Source organism: Corynebacterium casei LMG S-19264, assembly GCF_000550785.1.
GTDB classification, from domain to species: domain Bacteria; phylum Actinomycetota; class Actinomycetes; order Mycobacteriales; family Mycobacteriaceae; genus Corynebacterium; species Corynebacterium casei.
Window position 1 is genome coordinate 1,515,769 of sequence record NZ_CP004350.1, and the last position, 19,433, is coordinate 1,535,201.

Consider the following 19,433-nt stretch of genomic DNA (forward strand, 5'->3'; position numbering starts at 1 on the left):
AACCCGCGCGCGTAATACTCCGAAAAATCTCCGCTGTCCTCCAAATGAGGCAGCGGAGATTTTTGTCTTAGATGGAGCCGTGGGCGCGCACTAGTTGGCGAGCTTCTTCCATGACCAAATAATAGGTGGTCATGGTCGGCGCGAGCTGGGCGATGTCAGCCCAGGCGCGCAAGTGCTGGGACTTGATTGGGGTGAAGAACTTGGCCACGCCCTTTTGCTCAGCGGCAGCTGCGCGGGAGACATGCGCTGCAGCGACGGAGATATAAGGTCCCCACGCCCACCAATTCTTCTGACGCTGGCCGTAGGTGGTGCCGAACTTGCGCAGCAGGAGCAGATGGCGACGCACGTCATCACCAATGATGTTGGCTTCCTGGTCAAACATCTCTTGGCGCAGTTCGAGGAAACCTTCGATGTCCTCAAACTTGCGGCGGCGGCGCAGCAACTCAAACCAACCGTGGCGCAGCGCCTTGGCGTCCACGATTCCGCGGTCGCCGGCAATGTCATTGAGCGCTTCCACCGCGTCCGACAGCGCGTTGGCTTGTGCGGCGGCGACAACCTCTTTCATGATCTGCTGGGTATCACGCAGCGGCGCAAGAATCGGAGAGGTGGCATCGGCGGTCTTCGGGGCGAGCTCAGCGGGCAAGGAGCCATCGATAAGCCCGGCGATGAACTCGCCGCCCTCGGTGCGGAGGAAGTCCAGCGCCTCCGCGCGCGCTTCGCCGGTGAGGTTGCCGTCGATGAGCTCGTTGAGCAGCTCCAAGGCATAAACCCATGCGGTGGCGCGGAAATCTACCATGCGCTCGCCGTTGGAGTGGAAGTCAAAATTCACCAGGCCATGAATGATAGTCAGCGCCGGCTGATCACCCACGCGAACATTGGAGCGGCCCAGGGCTTCCAGCATGTGGCGCGGGTCGGAGTTGACGGTGCGGCGAATGACCGCACGCATGGGGTTCAACAGCGGGTCATCCAGGTTGCGCAGCGCATATAGGTGGCGCCACAACGCTGGTTGCAGTTGCTTTTCGATGCTCTCCTTCTCATTGCCCTTCGACAACTGCCACGCCAGCTTGGCCCCGTCAGCGGTGTCGAAGTGGCCCTCTTGACCGATGACGACCGCATTGAAAGTAGGGCGGTTCGGTGCCTTGGCAATGTAGCCCGGATGGGTTTCTGCGACATCAAGGACCAGCGGGCCGGCATCCTGGAGCTCTTCGGGCACGGTGCAGCTCAGACGGGCATCGAAGTGAACGCGCCAAGGTTCAATATCGGGGCGGGTGGCAGGCCACAAGAAGCCGGTCAGCGGCTTATCGCTGGTAAGTCCGCTCAGGCGCAGGGTATCGCCGACGATGTGGCCTGCGACCTCGGGCAGCGCCTCAGTAAAGCGCGCGGTGGTAGCGATGATGACATCGGGCGTGGCATGCGCGGCATAAGCCTTTTCATACTCGATCTCGGATTCAAAAGCCTTGGATTGGCCAGCAGTCTGGAGTTCGCTCCAGGTATCTTGCGCATTTTTTGGATGCCACGCGAGGGTTGCCAGGATGGAGGCGTGGGCGTCTTTGAAAGCGGCACGAATGGAGGCATTCGTGGTGGTAAATACTGCGCCGCCGCGCTTGCGCTTGAGCTGGATGACCTTCACCTTGCGCGAGACCTCGTGGGTCAACAACAGGGAAGCGGTGCCGCCGATGGTGCCAGGGAAGTGGACGCGGAATTCGCCGTTCTTTGACAAAGAATCTAAGGCGATGGTGTTCGGAAAATAATCCCAGTCCGGCTGCTCGCCGCGCTGATCCACGGAATAGGCTAGTGCCTTGGGCACGACAACAACATCCAGGCGGTACTCGGCTGGATTGGAGATGACAAAGGACTTGGAGCGCTCGTCGCGATCAATCGGCTGCGCGCGTTCAAAAGGCACCTCGATGTACTTTTCCGAGGTGGAGCGCTGCGCGAAATAGGCCTTCGTATAGGCATTGGCGTCACCCGTCTGGTCCGGGTGGCGGAAGTTCGCGGCCGAATCACCGGTATAAGACACGCGCAGGTCAAAGCCTTCTGCGAGATTGTAGGTGCGGCGCTCCACGAGCTCGCCGTCGCGCAAGACATCGATGTCATAGTGACCGATCCAGGCGTCTTCAAAGACATCATCGAACAGCGCGAAAGGCTCGCCCTCATGCTGATCGAGCTCGATCATTTCTTCAACCAGTTCGCGCTCCGGCAGCTCGCCCTCAGCGAAACCCTCAGCCGTGGTGTCGATGTAGTACAGCTCCACCGTCCATTCGGCGCCGTCATCCTTTGGCAACTGCAGCTTCGGGGAGACGGTGTAGATGGGCTTGCCATCGATACCTTCGGCGTCGTTGATGCGGCCAGCAGCGTCGTACCAGCGCGGAGCGAGCTTCCCGCCGAGAGCCACATGCTTGGTGGTCTGCGACTTCGAGGTAGAGTTTGCTGCGCCGTAGCTCATCAGCAGGACACCGGTGACGTCCAGGTTGCTGAACTCAAAGAGGGACCATTCGGGCCAGGAACTGAACTTGAGCTCATCGGTGGGAACGGCAGCGCGGGTGGGGAAGACGCTTTCTTGAGGCTCTTCGGGAGTTTCAACGTCCTCGGTCGCCTCTGGTGCTTCCACGACATCTGCCGGCAACTGGAATTTGGTGCCGGTTGGAGCCAGGAACAACGCGGTCGAGGTAGTAATCCGATTCTGATCCGCCGCGCGGCTAAGATCCGGGGCAAACAGCACGGAAGGAAATCCAGCGTCAATGACTGGCAAGCGATGCTTGTCGCCCGTCTCAGAGTTGGTGACGGTAATGCGCGCGGTGGGCTGAACAATGCTGACGCGCTGGCTCAGAGGCCGGCCTTCGTCATCTAATGCAGCAGGGATGCGGAAGCTGTCGAAGCCGGCGTCGATGAGCCACTCAATCTGCTCATCATCACTGGGCATGATTGCCGGAAGAATGAGATACAGCTTGCCCGTGTCCGGCTCCAGCTTCAGGTGAGGAACCTCCGGAAGGGCGGGGCTTGCGGGAAGGAGGGTGGCTTCGGCGGCGGTGACATCGGCAAGCAATGCGATGGCGTCCTTGTTACGGCAAGCGGTTTGCTGCGCCAAGGCGGTCTTCAGCGTGGTTTTGTTGCGCGAATGCGCCGCGCCGTTAAAGCGGACGACGGCGGCCAATGTAGGGAACTGCGCGAACACTTCCTCGACAGAACTCTTCGCTTCCACAGACGCAGACAAGGCGTGGCCCAACTCTGTGGAACACCAATCCAGCTGGGGCTGCGTGAGCTCCAGCTGCGCAGCGGACGCCAGCGCAGCCTCGGCGGAGGCTAGACGCTGGTTGGTATCCGGAAAACGCTGCGCGGCGATAATGAAATCCGCGACGTGAGGAGCAGGGGACGAAACTGAATTCTGTGAAGTAGTCAAAAACCTATAATCCTGAAGTAGAACGCATTGTTAGAGCTCTAATCTGCGTACCCAATATGCACACCCCGATGGTAGTTGGGCGTGCGGAAAAGGGCATCAGACCATAAAGGCGGCAGATTCTGATGAGAGTCTAATTATTTTGCCACACTTCGGGCATAAACCGGATTTATGCAGTTCGCAGCTTAAATTTCAACGCCGGCGGTTGCCAGCAAGGACTTGGCAACCTTGTCGGTTTCCTGCAACATCAGGGGATTTGTGCCCGGCATCGGCGAAATTGTGGTGTCTGGCCACTGCGAATAAGTTGGGATGCCGGCCACATGCAGTCGGGCATCCACGGTGCCATCGGCGTGAATGGTGCGGCGAGTCTCGGCGTCGGTTGCGGGCGAGCCGGTTGCATTGCCGCCGTCAATAAATGGCGTGACGCGATCGGTGATGGACTGTGAGAGGCTGTCGCCGGGGCGGCGAACATCGGGCTGGTGCATCCAGGCATCAATCAATACGGGCGAATGCACAGCCCGCGATCCGGAGGTCATGATGAACTCTTGCTTGCTGCTGCCCTCGGGCGTGCCGATGGTCACTGAGGTGCGATCCCCGACGAAGGTAACCAGGCCAGCGTCCACCAGGGCCAGGAGCTGGCGGGTGCGAAACAGTGGTGGGCCGGAGCCGGCCATCTGCCCAAGAGTCATGAAGGTCTTATAAGCCCCGGTGCGGGTCTCCCAGATAAAGCGGCCGTTGGAGCCGAGAATCGATGTAGGCTTGCGCGCGGCCGACACCGCCCACAGACCAGCCTTGAGCGGCGAGTTGCGGGCAGCGACTGCCTCGCGGATGTCTCGGTCGAGGCGACTGGCAATGCGCGTGGTGAGCTCGCGGGTGGTAAAGCCAGCCACGCCGACGCCCTTCTTTGATAGCGGCGCGATCCAGTCATTGAGCACGAAGGGCTCGGTGGAGGAGCCTTCCAGCACGGCCGTGAGTGCTGCCGGCATGGCACTGGCATCGTTGCTGCTCGGCACGGGAGTGGAATCGATGGCTGCGAGAATGTCCTCCAGCGGCTGCTCCAAGCTCGCGGGGCGAACCCGGGCCAGGGTGGTGTAGTACTCGGAATAAGCGTCGCGCACGATGGCGGGCCAGACCGTTTGTGTGAAGTCGATGGACTGTTCGGGCGCGTCGTGGTGCTCGGCGATGACGGCTTTCAGCCGCGCGAGGTTAGCCTTCGGCGGGAGCGAATGATACTCCGATTTAGGCAGATAGGGGTAGCCGCGGCCAGAGCCTACATACAGGTGTGGCTCGCGGCCGGTTGGCTCATAGCGCAGCCCGGCGCGCGCGGTGGAGTCTTCGACAAATTTGCCGCCGCGGTCGATGGTGAGCAGCGCCATGACGTCGAAAAAGCCCATGCCGAGACCGCGCACGATGACGTCGGCTTTGTCCGGCACGACGGAAAGGTCTTGTTCCAGCGGGTTGCCGGGTTTGACCCAGGTCAGGCCCGAGTTGGCGAAGATTTCTTCTTCGGCGTTCGGCGCAGGCTGAACCCAGCCGGAGGCCAGGACGGTGGCGTGGGCGTCAACCGTGTCGCCAGTGGAGAGCTCAATGACATCAAAGGTGCGGGTTTCGGTGATGCTCACCGCGCGGGCCGGGTGGTTTATTACCTCGGTGCCGGCGGGCAGCTGGGCGATGGCAACCTCGAGAGCCCAGCGCAGGTAGGCGCCGTACAACGCACGGGAAGGGTTGGATTCGGGGACGGTCGCAGCAATCTCGGCGGCAAAGTCGCGGGCGATGGAGGGGTCGGTCGGGAAGGAATCGAAAAGCTCAAGCTTCTTCTTGTCGATGCCTTCGCGCTCCCCGCGCAACAACTTGATCCACTCGTACTGGATGGGTCCTTCGAGAACGGGTGCGCCAACGGTTGCGCCAGGCTCGGTGAATAGCGTGACGGCGCCGGCGAGGGTGTTCATGCACAGGGTATGAGTCTGCGTGGTTTCCCAGATGCGGCCGGCGCCGTGCTGGGCGTCATCGATGAGGTGGATGCGCAGGCCTTGCGAAGAGTGTGCTGAACGAAGGTAGGCGGCGATGCGCTCAATGATGGAGATTCCGCGTGGTCCTGCACCCACAATGGCAATCGAAGGAGTAGCTGGTTGCGTATTGCCGCGAGTGGGGGTGGAAGACATGGAAAAAATTCGCTCAGCTTTCTTGAGGTTTTGCCTGGTGAACTGCTAATTTAATAGACTGTAGACAGTGTAGTCTGTTTGAAAAGAACAGTCTAGTCTGAAATCTGTTAGGTTTTCTTCATTGAATAATAACAACCCATTAACATTAGCTATAAGAAAGTGACGCGGAATAGTGAAACGCATTCAACGCGTGCGGGGCGGAAAGGCCCTGGGTGTTATCGCCGTGCTGATGGCCACCAGCCTGGTCGCCGCATGCACGTCGAGCGCCGATAGTGAAGATAGTGAAGAAAGCCTCGGGGGTGAGCGCGGACTCGAAGCGAACGAGATTACCTACCTCGAGCCGCAGTTCTTCCGCACGCTGTATCCACCGGCGGCGGGCTTTTATCCCAATGGTGCGGTGGTAAACCAGATTACGGACCGCCTGCTTTATCAGGACCCGGAGACACTGGAGCTTTCGCCATGGATTGCTACCGACCTGCCGGAGATTAACGAGGACGCCACCGAGTTCACCTTCGATATTCGCACCGATGTTACCTACTCTGATGGCACGCCGCTGACGGCGGAGAACGTGGTGCGCAACATTGATCTCTATGGACAGGGGGATGATGAGCGCCTGCTCAACGTGTCTGAGCAGATCTCTAATTACGACCGCGGGGAAGTAGTCGATGAAGACACCGTGAAGTTCTACTTCTCAGTGCCTTCGCCTGGTTTTGAGCAGGCGGTGTCCTCTTTCAACGCGGGCCTTTTGGCGGATTCCACGCTTGACTTGGACAATGAGGGTTTTGCGCCGGGCAACGCGGAGGCAGTGATTGGCTCCGGTCCGTTCGTGATCGACGGCGAGCGTCTGGGCACCGACCTGCACTTGTCGGCGCGCGAGGATTATGACTGGGCGCCGCCAGCACACGAACACCAGGGACGAGCGCGTCTCGACGGCATCAACTATGTCCTTGCCGCGGAGGAATCCATGCGTACCGGCGCGATCACGTCGGATCAGGTGCAAATTGTGCGTCAGGTGTCGGCACCGCAGGAGCCACACTTGGAAGCGGCGGGCCTCAACGTCATCTCCCGTGGCACCAACGGCATGAATAACCAGCTGGCGTTCCGCTTCAACCACTGGCCTTTCAATGAAAAGGCAGTGCGCGAGGCTGTTATCCACGGCGTGGACCGCGAGCAGATCATTCACGTGCTCTTCTCTGAGTCCTACCCGCTGGCCACGTCCACCATGGCAGCGACGGCTTTGGGCTACAAGGACCAAAGTGCGGCGTACACATTCGATCCGGAGCTGTCGAAGCGGCTTCTCGATGACGCCGGGTGGGAAGTCGGCTCCGACGGCATCCGCGTGAAAGACGGTAAGCAGCTGAGTGTTACCGCCAAGCTGGCGATGCCGCAGCCGCGCTCCCGCGAGGTCATCACCATGGTGCAGGAACAGCTCAGCGAGATCGGCGTGGAGGTGCGCCTGAACTCCGGCGACCAAGCCACCCAGGACGCAGACTCCAAGGACCCTAACAAGATTCAGCTGGACCACACCATGGTCGGCCGCGCGGACTATGACGTGATCAAGTCGCTTTATTCGGTCAACAACCGTGACTCCTTCATTAACCAGGACGAGGACGGCAATGTCTTGGACCAGCACCTCGAAGACCTGCTGAGCAAGGTCGTCTCCACCGCGGGTGATGAGCGCCGTGCGGCCGCCACGGCAGAAGTTCAGCATTATGTCACCGAGCAGGCATACGCATTGCCGCTGTTTGAAGAACCAGTGGTCTATGCGGTGCAGCCATATCTCAAGGGGTTTAACCCAGAGGCGATTGGCCGACCCAGTTTCTACGGCGCGTGGATTGACCACGAGGAGGCACAGTAAATGACTACCGGAGTATTAGCTCGACGCATCGGGCAATCAGTCCTGGTGCTGTTTATCACGTTCACCGTGGCATTCTTCCTACTCTCCGCATTGCCTTCCGATGGCGTCATGGCCCGCTACGGTGCTCCCGCACTCGGGTTGTCACAGGCGGAGATCGCGGGAATTCGCGAAGAGATGGGCATCGACAAGCCAATCTTGGTGCAATTCATTACCACCCTGGGCGGCTTTCTCACCGGTAATTTTGGCACCTCCGTCCAAACCGGCACCTCGGTGTCGACGATGGTGGCTGAAAATCTGCCACACACCCTGGCGCTTGCGACCACCTCGGTGGGGCTGGCAATCATCATCGCGCTCATCGTTGCATTCCTAGCCACCGTGCCGGGAATGGGCTTCATCGGCAACTTCTTCCGCAGCCTGCCTTCGCTACTGGTATCTTTGCCAGGCTTTTGGCTAGCGATTATCTTGCTGCAGGTCTTCTCCTTCCGCTTCGGCTGGGTCGGCGCCATTAACCCCGGCACCCTGGAAGGGCTCATTCTGCCGACCCTGACGCTGGTGGTGCCCATGGCTGCGCCATTGATTCAGGTGCTGATTCGCTCCATCGACGAAGTCAACCAACAGTCCTTTGTTCAAGTGGTGCGCGCGAAGGGTGCATCGGAAAGCTGGATCTTTTGGCGCAATGTGCTGCGCAACGCCATCCTGCCGGCGTTGACCATGGTCGGCCTGCTGTTCGGCGAACTGGTTGGCGGCGCCGTGGTGACTGAAACCGTCTTTGGCCGCGCCGGCCTTGGCAACATGACTGTGCAGGCGGTGTCTAACCGCGACACCCCGGTGCTGCTGGCCGTCGTGGTCATCGCGGCCACCGCGTACATCATTATCAACCTCATCGTGGACCTGTTGTATCCGGTCCTGGACGTGCGTTTGCGTAGGAAGGCTAAGTAAATGACCAATCAAACGTCTTCACAAGAACACGTGCAATCCCGCCTGCGGTCCACAACCCGGCGCCATAAGGGCAGCAATCCGTGGACCTCTCCGGGCTCAATTGTTGCGATCATCGTGCTCGTTATCGCCTTTGCTTGGGCGCTGTTCCCGAGCCTGTTTACCAGCGCCGACCCTTATGCCGGCACGGACGTCGCACTGCAGGCGCCAAACGGCGAACACTGGATGGGCACCGATGCTGTGGGCCGCGACGTTTACAGCCGCATTGTCTACGGTGCCCAACAGTCCCTGTTCGGCGCACTGATCGCGGTCGCCGTTGGTCTCTTGCTCGGCACCTTGCTCGGCCTTGTGGCTGGCACCTGCGGCGGCTGGGTCGATTCCGTGATCATGCGCATCGTGGATGTCCTTTTATCCATCCCGGGTATCCTGCTGTCGCTTTCTATCATCATTATCTTGGGCTTCGGCTCCACCAACGCCGCGTTCGCTGTGGGTATGACCTCCGTGGCGACCTTCGCGAGACTGTCGCGCTCGCAGGTGATGACTGTGGCCAAGGCCGACTTCATTGAGGCCGCCTACGGCTCTGGTGCATCTGGTGTGCAGGTGCTGTTCAAGCACATCCTGCCCAACTCGCTGACTCCAGTCATCGCACTGGCCACCTTGCAGTTTGGTAGTGCGATACTGCAGCTGGCCATCCTCGGATTCTTGGGCTACGGTGCACCGCCTCCAATCCCAGAATGGGGCCTGATCATCGCCGACGGCCGCGACTTCATCGCCACTGCCTGGTGGGTGATTACCTTCCCGGGCCTAGCCATTATCGCCGTCGTGATGGCCGCCAACCACCTGTCCCACAACATCCACACGGAGGCTTAAGAACCATGTCATCTGCACTATTGAAGATTGACAATCTGGCTGTGAGCTACCAGACCCGCAGGGGAGACGTGGCGGCAGTCTCCGGCGTGAGCCTGGAGGTCCACCCGGGTGAAATCACCGCGATTGTGGGCGAGTCCGGCTCCGGCAAGTCCACTTCTGCGATGGCAGCCATCGGTTTGCTGCCGCGCAACGCCAGCATTGATACCGGCGAGGTGCACTTTAAAGGCCGCGACATCACGAATTTGTCGGGTGGCGAATGGCGCCAGCTGCGCGGCCAGCAGATCGCGCTGATCCCGCAGGACCCGAACAACTCGCTCAACCCAGTCAAGACCATTGGTGCCTCCGTTGAGGAAGCCATGGTGATCCACAACTACGGCAGTGCCGCCGAGCGCAAGAAGCGCGCCATTGAACTGCTTGGCACGGTCGGAATCGATGACCCGGAGCGGCGCTATGCGCAGTACCCGCACGAGCTATCGGGCGGCATGAAGCAGCGTGTGCTCATTGCGGCGGCTTTGTCCCTGGAGCCCGAGCTCATCATCGCGGATGAACCAACTTCTGCGCTGGATGTTACGGTCCAAAAGGTCATCCTGGACCTATTGGACCGCATGCGCGAAGAGCTTGGCCTGGGCATACTGTTTATTACCCACGACTTGGCGGTGGCCGGCGACCGTGCCGACCGCATTGTGGTCATGGAAAAAGGCCAGGTGCGTGAGGAGGGCTGGGCAGCGACGGTGCTGACAGACCCGCAGGATGACTACTCCAAGCGCTTGCTTGCCGATGCCCCCTCACTCGCCGCCCCCACCATCCGCCGCGAGGGCGCTGCGAAAGGCTCCGGCACTAGAGAATTTGCCACCGAGCCATTGGTCAAGGTGTCAGGGCTGACAAAGACCTACGGCGACTTTACGGCCGTCAATAATGTCTCTTTCGAGGTCCGCCCCGGTTCCACCCACGCTTTGGTCGGTGAGTCCGGCTCCGGTAAAACCACAACCGGCCGCATGGTGTCACTGTTTGAGACCCCAACCTCCGGCAGCGTGACCGTAGGCGGTGTGGATATCCTGGGCGCCAAGGCATCCGAACGCAAGGAGCTGCGCAGCAACATCCAGCTGGTTTACCAAAACCCGTATTCCTCTTTGGACCCGCGCATGCGCATTGGCGACATCATTGCGGAGCCGTACCGGAACTTCACAAAGGTATCGAAAAGCAAGGCTCAAGCCCGCGCCAAGCAATACCTGGAACTGGTAGCTCTGGATGCCGATATGTACTCCCGGCGCCCCCGCGAACTGTCCGGCGGCCAGCGCCAGCGTGTGGCCATTGCTAGGGCACTGATTGTGGAGCCGGAGCTGGTCATCCTCGACGAAGCTGTCTCCGCACTGGATGTCACCGTGCAGGCACAAATCATCCGGCTGCTGGACAAGCTGCAGAAAGACCTGAGTCTGACCTACATCTTCATTTCCCACGACCTAGCCGTGGTGCGCCAGATTTCTGACACCGTAAGCGTGCTCCGCCGCGGTGAACAGGTAGAGCACGGCGTGACTGAAGACGTCTTCCGCCACCCACAATCCGATTTCACCCGCGACCTGATCGGTGCCATTCCTGGCCAGCGTTACCGCGCCGGCGACCTAAACTTGGGCCTGTAGAAAGGGGACACCATGACCGATATTATTAATGAACTTTCCGGAATCGACGCCGACTTCATCGCCTTGCGTGAGCGCCGCGCCGACGCCGTTGCCAATGCTCAGACCAGCTTCGAGGCCCTTTTAGAGCCAGAAAATCCTGGCGACTTCAGCTACGCGGAACGTTACACAGTGGCCGCTTTTGTCACGGGCATTTCCCAGTCGGGCGAGGCCGCAAAGTTCTACCTCGACCTTCTCGCCGATGAATCCGACGACGCCCTTGTCGCTGCCGTCCGCGAAGCCATCGCGGCTGGCACCACGGCCGGTCCTTTCCACCAGGGCGAGTTCACTATCTTTGCCCCTGAATCTGACTTGGGTGCACGTCTCGCCGCAGCGCTAGACTTCGCGCATCTGTTGACATTTCACCCAAGGGACGCCGATACTTCCGCGGTAGGCCACCTGGATGCGGCGGGCTGGTCCTCCGACGACATCGTCTCCCTGGCACAGTTGATCTCCTTCCTCGCATTTCAGCAGCGCGTGGTGCATGGACTTCGAGTTCTTGCCGGTTCCTCGGTGTCCACAGTCTCCACAGATAAGGAGCCTTCCAACGCGGCGGGCTCCATTGTCAAGACCGTTACAAATACTGGCTGGAAACCAGGGCAGAACACTCTGACGCCGGAGGTGGTCAAGCCAGGTAAGTTCGTCAACCATTCCCTCGGCTGGCAGCCTTGGGTGGCTCCCATGGAAAAGGCGGATTTCACCGAGGCTCACCTGGATTCGCTGATCAAGCCTGAGCGTATCGATATGCCTTACTTCCGCCTACTAGCCCGCGACCCAGCCGCGCTGAGGGCCCGTACGGTCACTGACCTTGACATCTTCTACAACACCGAGGGCGGTCTGGGCCGTGCCGAGCGCGAGCTGGCCGCAACGGTCGCCTCTCGCTACAACGGCTGCGAGTATTGCGCCTCCGTGCATCAGGCTCGTGCGAAGGAAGAAGGGGGCGATGCCGATGCCATCCACCGCCTGCTTGATGAAGGTATTCAGGCCGACCTCGGATCCGCGCAGTGGTCAGCTATCCGCGACGCCGCGGTTGCGTTAACCAGCACTCCCTTCGCCTTCAACGACACTCACGTGGCGAAATTGCGGGAGGTAGGCCTTGATGACCTCAGCATCATCGATGTCATCAATTCTTCGTCCTTCTTTAACTGGGCTAACCGGCTGATGCTCACCCTCGGCGAGCCGGACGTCCCGAAGCGCTTCCGCTAGACGGCAAAACCACCACGGTCCCTAAGGCACGGTTGTGCCCGGGGGTCGGTTGGTTGACTTGTTTTTAGGCGGTTGTGAAGAGACTGGTCTGCTCTTCACTAGGTTCAGGCGGTGTGCTCGTTGCTCGACTAGCCGGCGGCGAACTCCCCGGCGGACCTCCAGGTGCTCCTCCCGGAGGAGGGGACTCGGCGTGTGCGCTACTAGCTGGATGTTCTGGCTCAGCAGGGTCCTGATGTTTGAGCTTGTGGTGCGCTGATTGTTGCGCGGCCGTTGAGTCATTGAATTTAAGGCCGTCAGTGCGCGGATATTGCGTTCCAGCCCGCCCGGTATCGGGGCAGCGGGCTGCATGGGCCATGTTGCGCCGGAAGTCCTGGGCGTCATTGTTATCCCCGTGGTGCCTTCTGCATCGTAGCGTCAGGTTCTTTAAGTCCGTGACGCCTTGGAAGCTCCAGGCGACGATATGGTGGACGTCGCAGTTCATTGCGGCGGTCTCACAGCCATCGTGGGAGCACACCATTTCGGAGGCAATTAGTGCAATCTTTTGCGCCAGCGTAGCGGTGCGCTTGCTGCGTCCGAATGCCAGCGGCTGGAAGTCTGTGTCATCCATGATGCACAGGAAATCGCTGCCAGCAGCGCCCAAGCGGACCAAGTCCAGCGGGGTGAGGAAGATTCCGGTGTCGGTTGGCAGCAGTGTATTAGGGGAGAGGTTTTCCAATTCTTGGCGCGTTGCAGAGACCACGATGCTGGACAGTCCAGAGTCAGGATGACGGCTGGTCATGAAGTTGGAGCACAGCTGGGTGAGCTGGTCCGCGCGGCGCTGAGTCAGGCTGCGGTTGTCTTCGAACCCTGTCTCTTCCTTATCGAAGCCGGGACGGGCCGCAGGGGACATGGCCTTCATGAGTATTGCGGCGGAGGTTGGGTCGAGCTTGCCGCGGAAAGACACCATGCCTTCGGCATCAGGCTTGGAGATGATGAACTCGCGCTTTTTCGTCAGCGCAGTGTGGTCTTTCTCGCCGTTGGGCATAACTGCGTTGGCGTTAGCCTTGCGGACTGCGGAACGCAGCCAGTTCTTCAGCTGGGTCTTTGATAGTTTCTTTGCCTTATCGATGGCTATGGCGCGCAGTTCGTGTGTTCCTGGCTGGGCGTAACGGTCGAGTTGCTTGAGCTCGTAATCAATCATGCTCAAGACATCGGCGGGAATGGAGCCGGTTCCAATCTTTTCGCGGTTGCGGGCCTTGGCGTCATTCTCTCGTTCGGCGCGCTCGTCGGCCTCACGCTGGCGTGCCTCGCGTTCTTCGCGTTCCTCACACGCTGCCTGTTCAGCTTGTTCTCGCGCAGCTTCATCCGCCGCATTATCAGCTGCTTCGTCAACAGCCTCATCAACAGCAGGCTCTTCCGGATCCTGCTGCGGCGTTGGCTCCGGACCTGGGTCGGGCTTAACATCCTCGCCGAAAATGGTCTGTGCATTGCGAAGACGGTCCATGGCGGTGCCATAAGAAAGCCCCAAGCGTTTGATGAGGTACTCGGTGGCGTGGGAGGAGGAGACCATGCGGCCTGCATCATCGCGCTCGGCAAGGAAGGCGAAGGCTGCGTCGATGAATGTCTTTTTGCCAAAAAGCTCTTCCAATTCCTCGAACTGGAGGTAGATGTCATGGAATTTCAAGGTGTCAACGGAGTGCATTGCTGCCTGCAGATTGATGAGTCCGATGCGAATGTGTTCGATGGAATCGCGAATGATAGCGTTAGCGGAATGAGGGTCTTGAGTGCGGGATGTCGGGTTATATCCGGTCATGATTTCTACCTCCTTTCGCAGTTGAGAGCGTCCCTTGTGGCTTGCTTTTGTTGAATTTCAGCCTAGCCAATCTGTTCGACAAATAAACCCCCTATTTTCGAAGCAATCGCTCCAAAACTGGATTACTTAAACCTTGAAATACACTCTTGCGAACTGGCGCAACGGCCCAGAAATGGGCATGAAAAAGAGGGCCCAAACCAGTCAGGTTTGAGCCCTAGAAGTGCCCCATAACGGGGGTAAATTAGGCGCCGGCGGCTGCCTTCAGAGCATCAGCGACGGCGGTGGAATCGTTGCCATCGACAGCTGTGAAGGAGGAAGCAACACCCTCAATTGCGCTATCTGGTTCACCAGGTCCGACGTGCACGACTGAGAGCTCCACATTATTGCCAGCTGCCTGCCCGTAAGCCTGGGCGAAGGAAGCGTCATCCATGTCAGCGTCGGTTCCGGTGGTGACTAGCAGGACGCGTACTGGCGCATTGGTGTTCGCCGCCTGATCGGTTGCAGTATCGACCGCTGCCACGACTGCGGAGCGGGACTGCGGCGCACCGCCAGTGCCGAAAGCGGTGATGGTGTTGGCGGCATCCTCGCCGCTGCCAAAGCCCAGGTTGTCGCGGAAGCCCACGGTCACACCAGGGTTAAGCGGCGACGAGTAGTTCCACAGGGCGACGGATTGGCCATCGGCAGCTAGGGCCCGCGCGGTGTTGGCAAGAGCGCCGGTAACAGGCTCAAATTGCCCGGCTAGGCCGTCGGAAGTATCCAGCAGGATCAGAGTGTCAGAAGCGGTGGCGGAAGGCGCAGCGGGCGCTTCAGACGGAGTCTCAGTCTCGGAAGTCTCAGGCGCCTCGGACGTTGCCTCAGCCTCGTTCTCTTCGGAAGTGACTTCCTCATAGGTGCGCTCTGTGGCGGCGTCGTCTTCTTGAGTCTCCGCGGGTGCCTCAGAAGTAATGGCGGAATCAGCAGCGTTATCGACGTCGTCGCCGCCGCGGCTGAGAAGGAAGATGATAAGCGCAATTATGGCGACTACCACGGCAATGGCCACAGCAATGACCCAGCCTGCGACCTTGTAATTGTCTTTTCCGTTTGAGTGCCGAGCCATTCTGCAGTGCCTTTCATTTCCTACGCCACAGTATTTCAGGAGTTCAGATTAGCGCGTTTAGCTTCCTCAATGAGTACGACAAGCCGACTGCGCAGTGGCTTTGCGCGCGCGGCCAAGTTTCGTTGCCGGCGCACATACTCTGCCTTGCCATCCGGCGTCTCGATGGCCACCACGGAAAACCCTAGCTTACGACAGTCATAGGGGCTAGCCTCCATGTCTAAAATACGAGCGTCGACGGCTAGTTCGAGGGTGTTGAGGAAGAGCTCACCGGGCACCAGCGGCCCCATTTTCCAGGCCCATTTGTACAGGTCCATCGTCGCATGTACGCAACCGGCCTGTTCAGTATGGACTTGGTCTTTGCGCTCCAGCACAGTCAGGTTCAAAGGACGCGCAGGGGGAGTAAAGAACCGGAAGGCATCATAGTGTGAGCAGCGGATACGGTGGGTTTCCACGACTTCATCGGTGCCAGTTTGTCCGAGTCTGAGCGGCAAGTCATGGCGGGATTCTTCAGATTTATACAGCATCGCCCACTCGTGCAGCCCGAAACATTCAAAGCGCGAAGGGTTGGCTTCAGAGTTAATCAGCAACCGTTGGATATGCTCCATCGATTCACCGCGCCGTGCCCAAAAGGCAGAGAGGTCAAGGGCAACAACGTCGCCGTCGGTTGCATAGTCGCGCCAGGTCGTGTGGGGTGCGGAGGGAGCGTCGGCAAGCGAAGTGCCCACCCCGGGGTGCCACTGCCGCAGGTGCTTGGGCCGGACCGGGTAGTAGTTGAATAAAAAATCGAAGATGGGATGCTTCGTGCCGGGGTGCCGGTAGGTGGCCAGCAACTCATCCGCGCGGGTTTCGTGCGCAGCCATTCGCGCACGCCATTCGGAAGGGTCGAGGACATCCATTTCTACCAGCTGCGTCGCCTCGAGTTGTTACTGCGGGAAGGCTTATTGCTTGACGATGCCCCTCCGCCCGCCTTCGAGCCCTTTCCTCGCGGGGTATTGCCGCGCTTGCCGGAGAGTGTTGCACCGCCGCGGGAAGAACCGCCACGCGAAGCGCCGCCTCGGCCTCCGCCGCTGCGGGGTTTTGCAGCCTTGGGCTTGGAAGACTTCTTCTGCTGTTGCTGGCCTGGCTCCGGCAGTGCCACGCCGGTGGGAGCCTGCGCGCCCGTAATCGCGGCGAGGGTGCGGTTGTGGGCTGGGCTGGCGTCATTGGTCAGATCGATGCTTTGGGCATCCACGCCGGCCTTGGCGATGAGCTTGTCCACCTCGTCGCGCTGGGCGTCCATGACCAAGGTGACCACGGTACCTGCCTCGCCTGCGCGGGCGGTGCGGCCGGCGCGGTGCAAATATGCTTTGTGCTCTGCTGGTGGGTCTACGTGAACAACCAGAGAGACGTCGTGGACGTCGATGCCGCGCGCGGCAATATCGGTGGCGACTAGAACGGAGACGCTGCCGTCAGCAAAGCCTTGCAGGGTAGTGGTACGGGTGTTTTGGCCCTTGTCGCCATGCAAGCCCATCGCTGGGATGCCGGCGCGGCGCAGCTTCTTTGCCTGGCGGTCGACGCCGTGCTTGGTGCGCATGAACATGATGGTCTTGCCATCGCGTGCGCCAATGCGCGTGACAACCTTGTTGCGGTCATCGCGCTCACCGACGAAAAACAGGTAGTGCTTCATAGTGTCCACGGCGGCCTGAACTGGCGCGGTCGAGTGCGTGATTGGATCGTGCATGAAGCGGTTGACCAGCTTGTTTACGTCTCCATCAAGCGTGGCGGAAAACAGCAGACGCTGGCCATCGTTGGGGGTGAGATCCAGAAGCTTCTTCACTTGTGGCAAAAAGCCCATGTCAGCCATCTGATCCGCCTCATCAAGGGCGGTGAGCGAAACATCAGCCAAGGAAAGCTTGCGCTGATTCACTAGATCCTGGGCACGGCCCGGGGTGGCCACCAGAATGTCCACTGGACGAGCAAGCTTGCGGATGTGGTTGTTGATGTTGACACCACCAACCACAGAAAGAACGCGTAGGCCCATCGCATTAGCGGGCTCATCCAGGCGTTCCTGGATTTGAATAGCTAGCTCGCGGGTTGGCGCCAGCACCAAGCCGCGGGGGCGGCCTGGCTTGGAGGCGCCGGAGCTGGCGAGCCGGGAGATCATCGGCAAGCCAAATGTGAAGGTCTTACCGGAACCTGTGGGGCCGCGGCCGAGGATGTCCTTTCCGGCGAGAGCATCAGGAATCGCCGCCTCCTGGATAGGAAACGGCGAGGTGATGCCCTGCTTAGCTAGGACAGAAATAATGGGGCGGGGCAAGCCAAGATCGGCAAAAGTAGTCATTGCCTCTCAGCTTAGCCGCCGCGCCACAGCGGAAGTTAATCCATCTTGGTAATGGAGCGGTCATCGGACCACTCGATGTGATAGGTGCCTTCCTTATCCATACGCTTGAAGGTGTGTGCACCGAAGTAGTCACGCTGACCCTGAACCAATGCCGCTGGCAGGCGGGATGCGCGCAGGGAGTCGTAGTAGGAGAGTGAAGACGCAAAGACTGGTGCTGGCAGACCCAGCTGGGTTGCGGCGATGACCACGCGTCGCCATGGATCGATGAGGTCGGACAACTCACCCTTGAAGTAAGGATCCAAAATCAGTGCTGGCAACGCTGGGTTAGTGTCATATGCCTCGCGGATGCGATCCAGGAACTTTGCGCGGATGATGCAGCCGCCGCGCCAGATGGTGGCCAAGTCGCGTGGGTCAACGTCCCAGTTGTGCTCATCGGAGCCAGCCTTGATCAGGTCGAAGCCCTGGGAGTATGCAATCAGCTTGGAGGCGTAGAGCGCACGGCGAACGTCCTCGATGAAGTCCTCGCGGCTGGTGCCCAGGCCCTCGAGATCAACAGCGGTACCAGCTGGCAGCTCGCCTTCCTGCGCAGCGGTGCGCTGGTCAGCGGAAGAGGACAGTGCACGTGCAAAGACAGCTTCTGCGATAGCGGTGATTGGGATGCCGAACTCGAGGCCGCCGATAGCGGTCCAGCGGCCGGTGCCCTTTTGGCCGGCGGCGTCCACGATGACATCGACAAGTGGTTTGCCAGTGTCCGGATCGGTGGTGGCCAGGACCTCAGCGGTGATTTCGATGAGGTAGGAATCCAGGTCGCCGGAGTTCCATTCCTTGAACACCTCAGCAATTTCAGCTGGCTCCATGCCAGCGCCGTAGCGCAGCAGCTGGTAAGCCTCTCCGATGACCTGCATGTCAGCGTACTCAATGCCGTTGTGGACCATCTTCACAAAGTGGCCGGCGCCATCAGGACCGATGTGGGTCACACAAGGAACGCCATCAACCACAGCAGCGATGGACTCCAGGATTGGGCCCAAGGTCTTCCAGGACTCGGCCGGGCCACCAGGCATGATGGAAGGACCGTTCAGCGCGCCCTCTTCGCCGCCAGAGATGCCAGCGCCGACGAAGTGGCGGTTGCGCTCCGCCATTTCCTTCTCACGGCGGATGGTGTCGGTGTACAAGGCGTTGCCGCCGTCAATGATGATGTCACCATCATCCATAGCGTCAGCCAGCTGGTTGATCACGGCATCCGTCGCGGGACCAGCCTGGACCATGATGATGGCCTTGCGTGGGCGCTCCAGGGAAGCGACGAAGTCCTCAACGGTTTCGGAAGGGATGAAATTGCCTTCGGAACCGTGATCTTCAATCAGCGCGCGGGTGCGCTCAGGGCTGCGGTTATACACGGCGACGGTGTTGCCATTTCGGGCAAAGTTACGGGCTAAGTTGCTTCCCATAACTGCCAATCCGACAACACCAATGTGGGCACGATCAGTAGTTTCACTCATACCCGACATTTTACGCACACTGCTGACTCGCGTGCCGCCAAGTGGTTACAAGCACACCGAGTGGTGCCTAAGATGAATACCTATGAACCCACCGAATCACAGCGGGGAGATCCGCAAAAAGTTGGATGAGCTGCTAAAAATCGCGCACAAGCGTCCTCTGAATCAGCCCGAGTTGGCGTTGCTTAATGAGAATGCAATTGGTTTTGATGCAACACTTGGCCTTCGCTATACGCATATAACTCGCGGCGAGGTGCGCGCCATGGTCCGCGTGACCCCGTCGTTGCTGCAACCGTGGGGCTTGGTTAACGGCGGCGTGTATTGCTCGATCGCGGAATCAGTGGGTTCCATCGCGGGTGTTGTCCAAGCCGGCGAGGTTGTCGTGGGCGTCAACAACAACACCGACTTCATCAAGTCAGTGACCAACGGCATCATTGAAGCGCATGCCACGCCAATTCAGACGGGTCGGCGCAGCCAGATTTGGAACATTGAACTACGCCACGAGGGCAAGCTTGTAGCCTTGTCCAAGCTGCGCACGATGACGCTTGGCTAAGCACAGCTTGCCGATGTTCCATCGAAACATGGGTTGCCGGATACGAATTGGTTGTAGAAGGCGAACCTTCGGTTGTG

The 19,433-nt window shown here is 59.7% G+C and carries 13 protein-coding genes; 6 read left to right on the top strand and 7 right to left on the bottom strand.

Features of this window, described 5'->3' with window-relative positions; genetic code table 11:
- Nucleotides 1-67: 67 nt before the first annotated feature.
- Together CCASEI_RS07010 and CCASEI_RS07015 are read right to left on the bottom strand one after the other, a co-directional pair.
- Nucleotides 68-3,400 carry a hypothetical protein gene (locus CCASEI_RS07010; RefSeq protein ID WP_025387528.1) on the bottom strand — a complete coding sequence of 1,111 codons (3,333 nt, stop codon included), beginning with the start codon at nucleotides 3,398-3,400 and terminating at the stop codon, nucleotides 68-70.
- Nucleotides 3,401-3,582: 182 nt separating this feature from the next.
- Nucleotides 3,583-5,559, bottom strand: coding sequence for an FAD/NAD(P)-binding protein (locus CCASEI_RS07015; protein ID WP_025387529.1), 1,977 nt, complete (start codon nucleotides 5,557-5,559; stop codon nucleotides 3,583-3,585).
- 229 nt (nucleotides 5,560-5,788) lie between these two features.
- On the opposite strand from CCASEI_RS07015, the gene CCASEI_RS07020 reads away from it, so the two are divergent.
- From CCASEI_RS07020 to CCASEI_RS07040, 5 genes are read left to right on the top strand one after another with little or no spacing between them, the layout of a single operon-like run.
- Nucleotides 5,789-7,417, top strand: coding sequence for a TIGR04028 family ABC transporter substrate-binding protein (locus tag CCASEI_RS07020; protein WP_404825302.1), 1,629 nt, complete (start codon nucleotides 5,789-5,791; stop codon nucleotides 7,415-7,417).
- Complete coding sequence (locus CCASEI_RS07025) at nucleotides 7,418-8,356, top strand: ABC transporter permease (RefSeq protein ID WP_006823655.1); 939 nt, start codon at nucleotides 7,418-7,420, stop codon at nucleotides 8,354-8,356.
- Nucleotides 8,357-9,223, top strand: coding sequence for an ABC transporter permease (locus CCASEI_RS07030; RefSeq protein ID WP_006823656.1), 867 nt, complete (start codon nucleotides 8,357-8,359; stop codon nucleotides 9,221-9,223). It abuts the gene before it with no gap.
- A 5-nt stretch (nucleotides 9,224-9,228) separates the two neighbouring features.
- A complete protein-coding gene (locus tag CCASEI_RS07035) occupies nucleotides 9,229-10,860 on the top strand; it encodes a dipeptide ABC transporter ATP-binding protein (protein WP_006823657.1) in 1,632 nt (543 codons plus the stop codon).
- Nucleotides 10,861-10,872: 12 nt separating this feature from the next.
- A complete protein-coding gene (locus CCASEI_RS07040; RefSeq protein ID WP_025387531.1) occupies nucleotides 10,873-12,102 on the top strand; it encodes an alkylhydroperoxidase domain protein in 1,230 nt (409 codons plus the stop codon).
- Nucleotides 12,103-12,166: 64 nt separating this feature from the next.
- Here the strand turns inward: CCASEI_RS07040 and CCASEI_RS07045 are convergent, their stop codons facing one another.
- The 5 genes from CCASEI_RS07045 to gndA form a co-directional block, all read right to left on the bottom strand.
- Entirely contained in the window at nucleotides 12,167-13,894 is a 1,728-nt protein-coding gene (locus tag CCASEI_RS07045) for an HNH endonuclease signature motif containing protein (protein WP_025387532.1), read from the bottom strand.
- Nucleotides 13,895-14,135: 241 nt separating this feature from the next.
- The gene (locus CCASEI_RS07050) at nucleotides 14,136-14,990 is read right to left on the bottom strand and encodes a VWA domain-containing protein (protein WP_006823660.1); all 855 of its coding nucleotides are present in this window, start codon (nucleotides 14,988-14,990) and stop codon (nucleotides 14,136-14,138) included.
- A 35-nt stretch (nucleotides 14,991-15,025) separates the two neighbouring features.
- Nucleotides 15,026-15,886 (bottom strand): hypothetical protein, encoded by an 861-nt coding sequence (locus tag CCASEI_RS07055; RefSeq protein ID WP_025387533.1) that lies wholly within the window; start codon nucleotides 15,884-15,886, stop codon nucleotides 15,026-15,028.
- A gap of 2 nt (nucleotides 15,887-15,888) precedes the next feature.
- Nucleotides 15,889-17,310, bottom strand: a complete 1,422-nt coding sequence (locus CCASEI_RS07060; protein ID WP_025387534.1) for a DEAD/DEAH box helicase — start codon at nucleotides 17,308-17,310, stop codon at nucleotides 15,889-15,891.
- A 35-nt stretch (nucleotides 17,311-17,345) separates the two neighbouring features.
- Nucleotides 17,346-18,806, bottom strand: a complete 1,461-nt coding sequence (gndA, locus tag CCASEI_RS07065) for an NADP-dependent phosphogluconate dehydrogenase (RefSeq protein ID WP_006823663.1) — start codon at nucleotides 18,804-18,806, stop codon at nucleotides 17,346-17,348.
- A gap of 82 nt (nucleotides 18,807-18,888) precedes the next feature.
- On the opposite strand from gndA, the gene CCASEI_RS07070 reads away from it, so the two are divergent.
- Nucleotides 18,889-19,356, top strand: coding sequence for a PaaI family thioesterase (locus CCASEI_RS07070; RefSeq protein WP_006823664.1), 468 nt, complete (start codon nucleotides 18,889-18,891; stop codon nucleotides 19,354-19,356).
- Nucleotides 19,357-19,433: the final 77 nt, after the last annotated feature.

Coding starts and splice junctions, on each gene's coding strand:
- CCASEI_RS07015 (WP_025387529.1), bottom strand. CDS start 5,559: ATGTCTTCCACCCCCACTCGCGGCAATACGCAACCAGCTACTCCTTCG.
- CCASEI_RS07020 (WP_404825302.1), top strand. CDS start 5,789: ATGGCCACCAGCCTGGTCGCCGCATGCACGTCGAGCGCCGATAGTGAA.
- CCASEI_RS07025 (WP_006823655.1), top strand. CDS start 7,418: ATGACTACCGGAGTATTAGCTCGACGCATCGGGCAATCAGTCCTGGTG.
- CCASEI_RS07030 (WP_006823656.1), top strand. CDS start 8,357: ATGACCAATCAAACGTCTTCACAAGAACACGTGCAATCCCGCCTGCGG.
- CCASEI_RS07035 (WP_006823657.1), top strand. CDS start 9,229: ATGTCATCTGCACTATTGAAGATTGACAATCTGGCTGTGAGCTACCAG.
- CCASEI_RS07040 (WP_025387531.1), top strand. CDS start 10,873: ATGACCGATATTATTAATGAACTTTCCGGAATCGACGCCGACTTCATC.
- CCASEI_RS07045 (WP_025387532.1), bottom strand. CDS start 13,894: ATGACCGGATATAACCCGACATCCCGCACTCAAGACCCTCATTCCGCT.
- CCASEI_RS07050 (WP_006823660.1), bottom strand. CDS start 14,990: ATGGCTCGGCACTCAAACGGAAAAGACAATTACAAGGTCGCAGGCTGG.
- CCASEI_RS07055 (WP_025387533.1), bottom strand. CDS start 15,886: ATGGATGTCCTCGACCCTTCCGAATGGCGTGCGCGAATGGCTGCGCAC.
- CCASEI_RS07060 (WP_025387534.1), bottom strand. CDS start 17,310: ATGACTACTTTTGCCGATCTTGGCTTGCCCCGCCCCATTATTTCTGTC.
- gndA (WP_006823663.1), bottom strand. CDS start 18,806: ATGAGTGAAACTACTGATCGTGCCCACATTGGTGTTGTCGGATTGGCA.
- CCASEI_RS07070 (WP_006823664.1), top strand. CDS start 18,889: ATGAACCCACCGAATCACAGCGGGGAGATCCGCAAAAAGTTGGATGAG.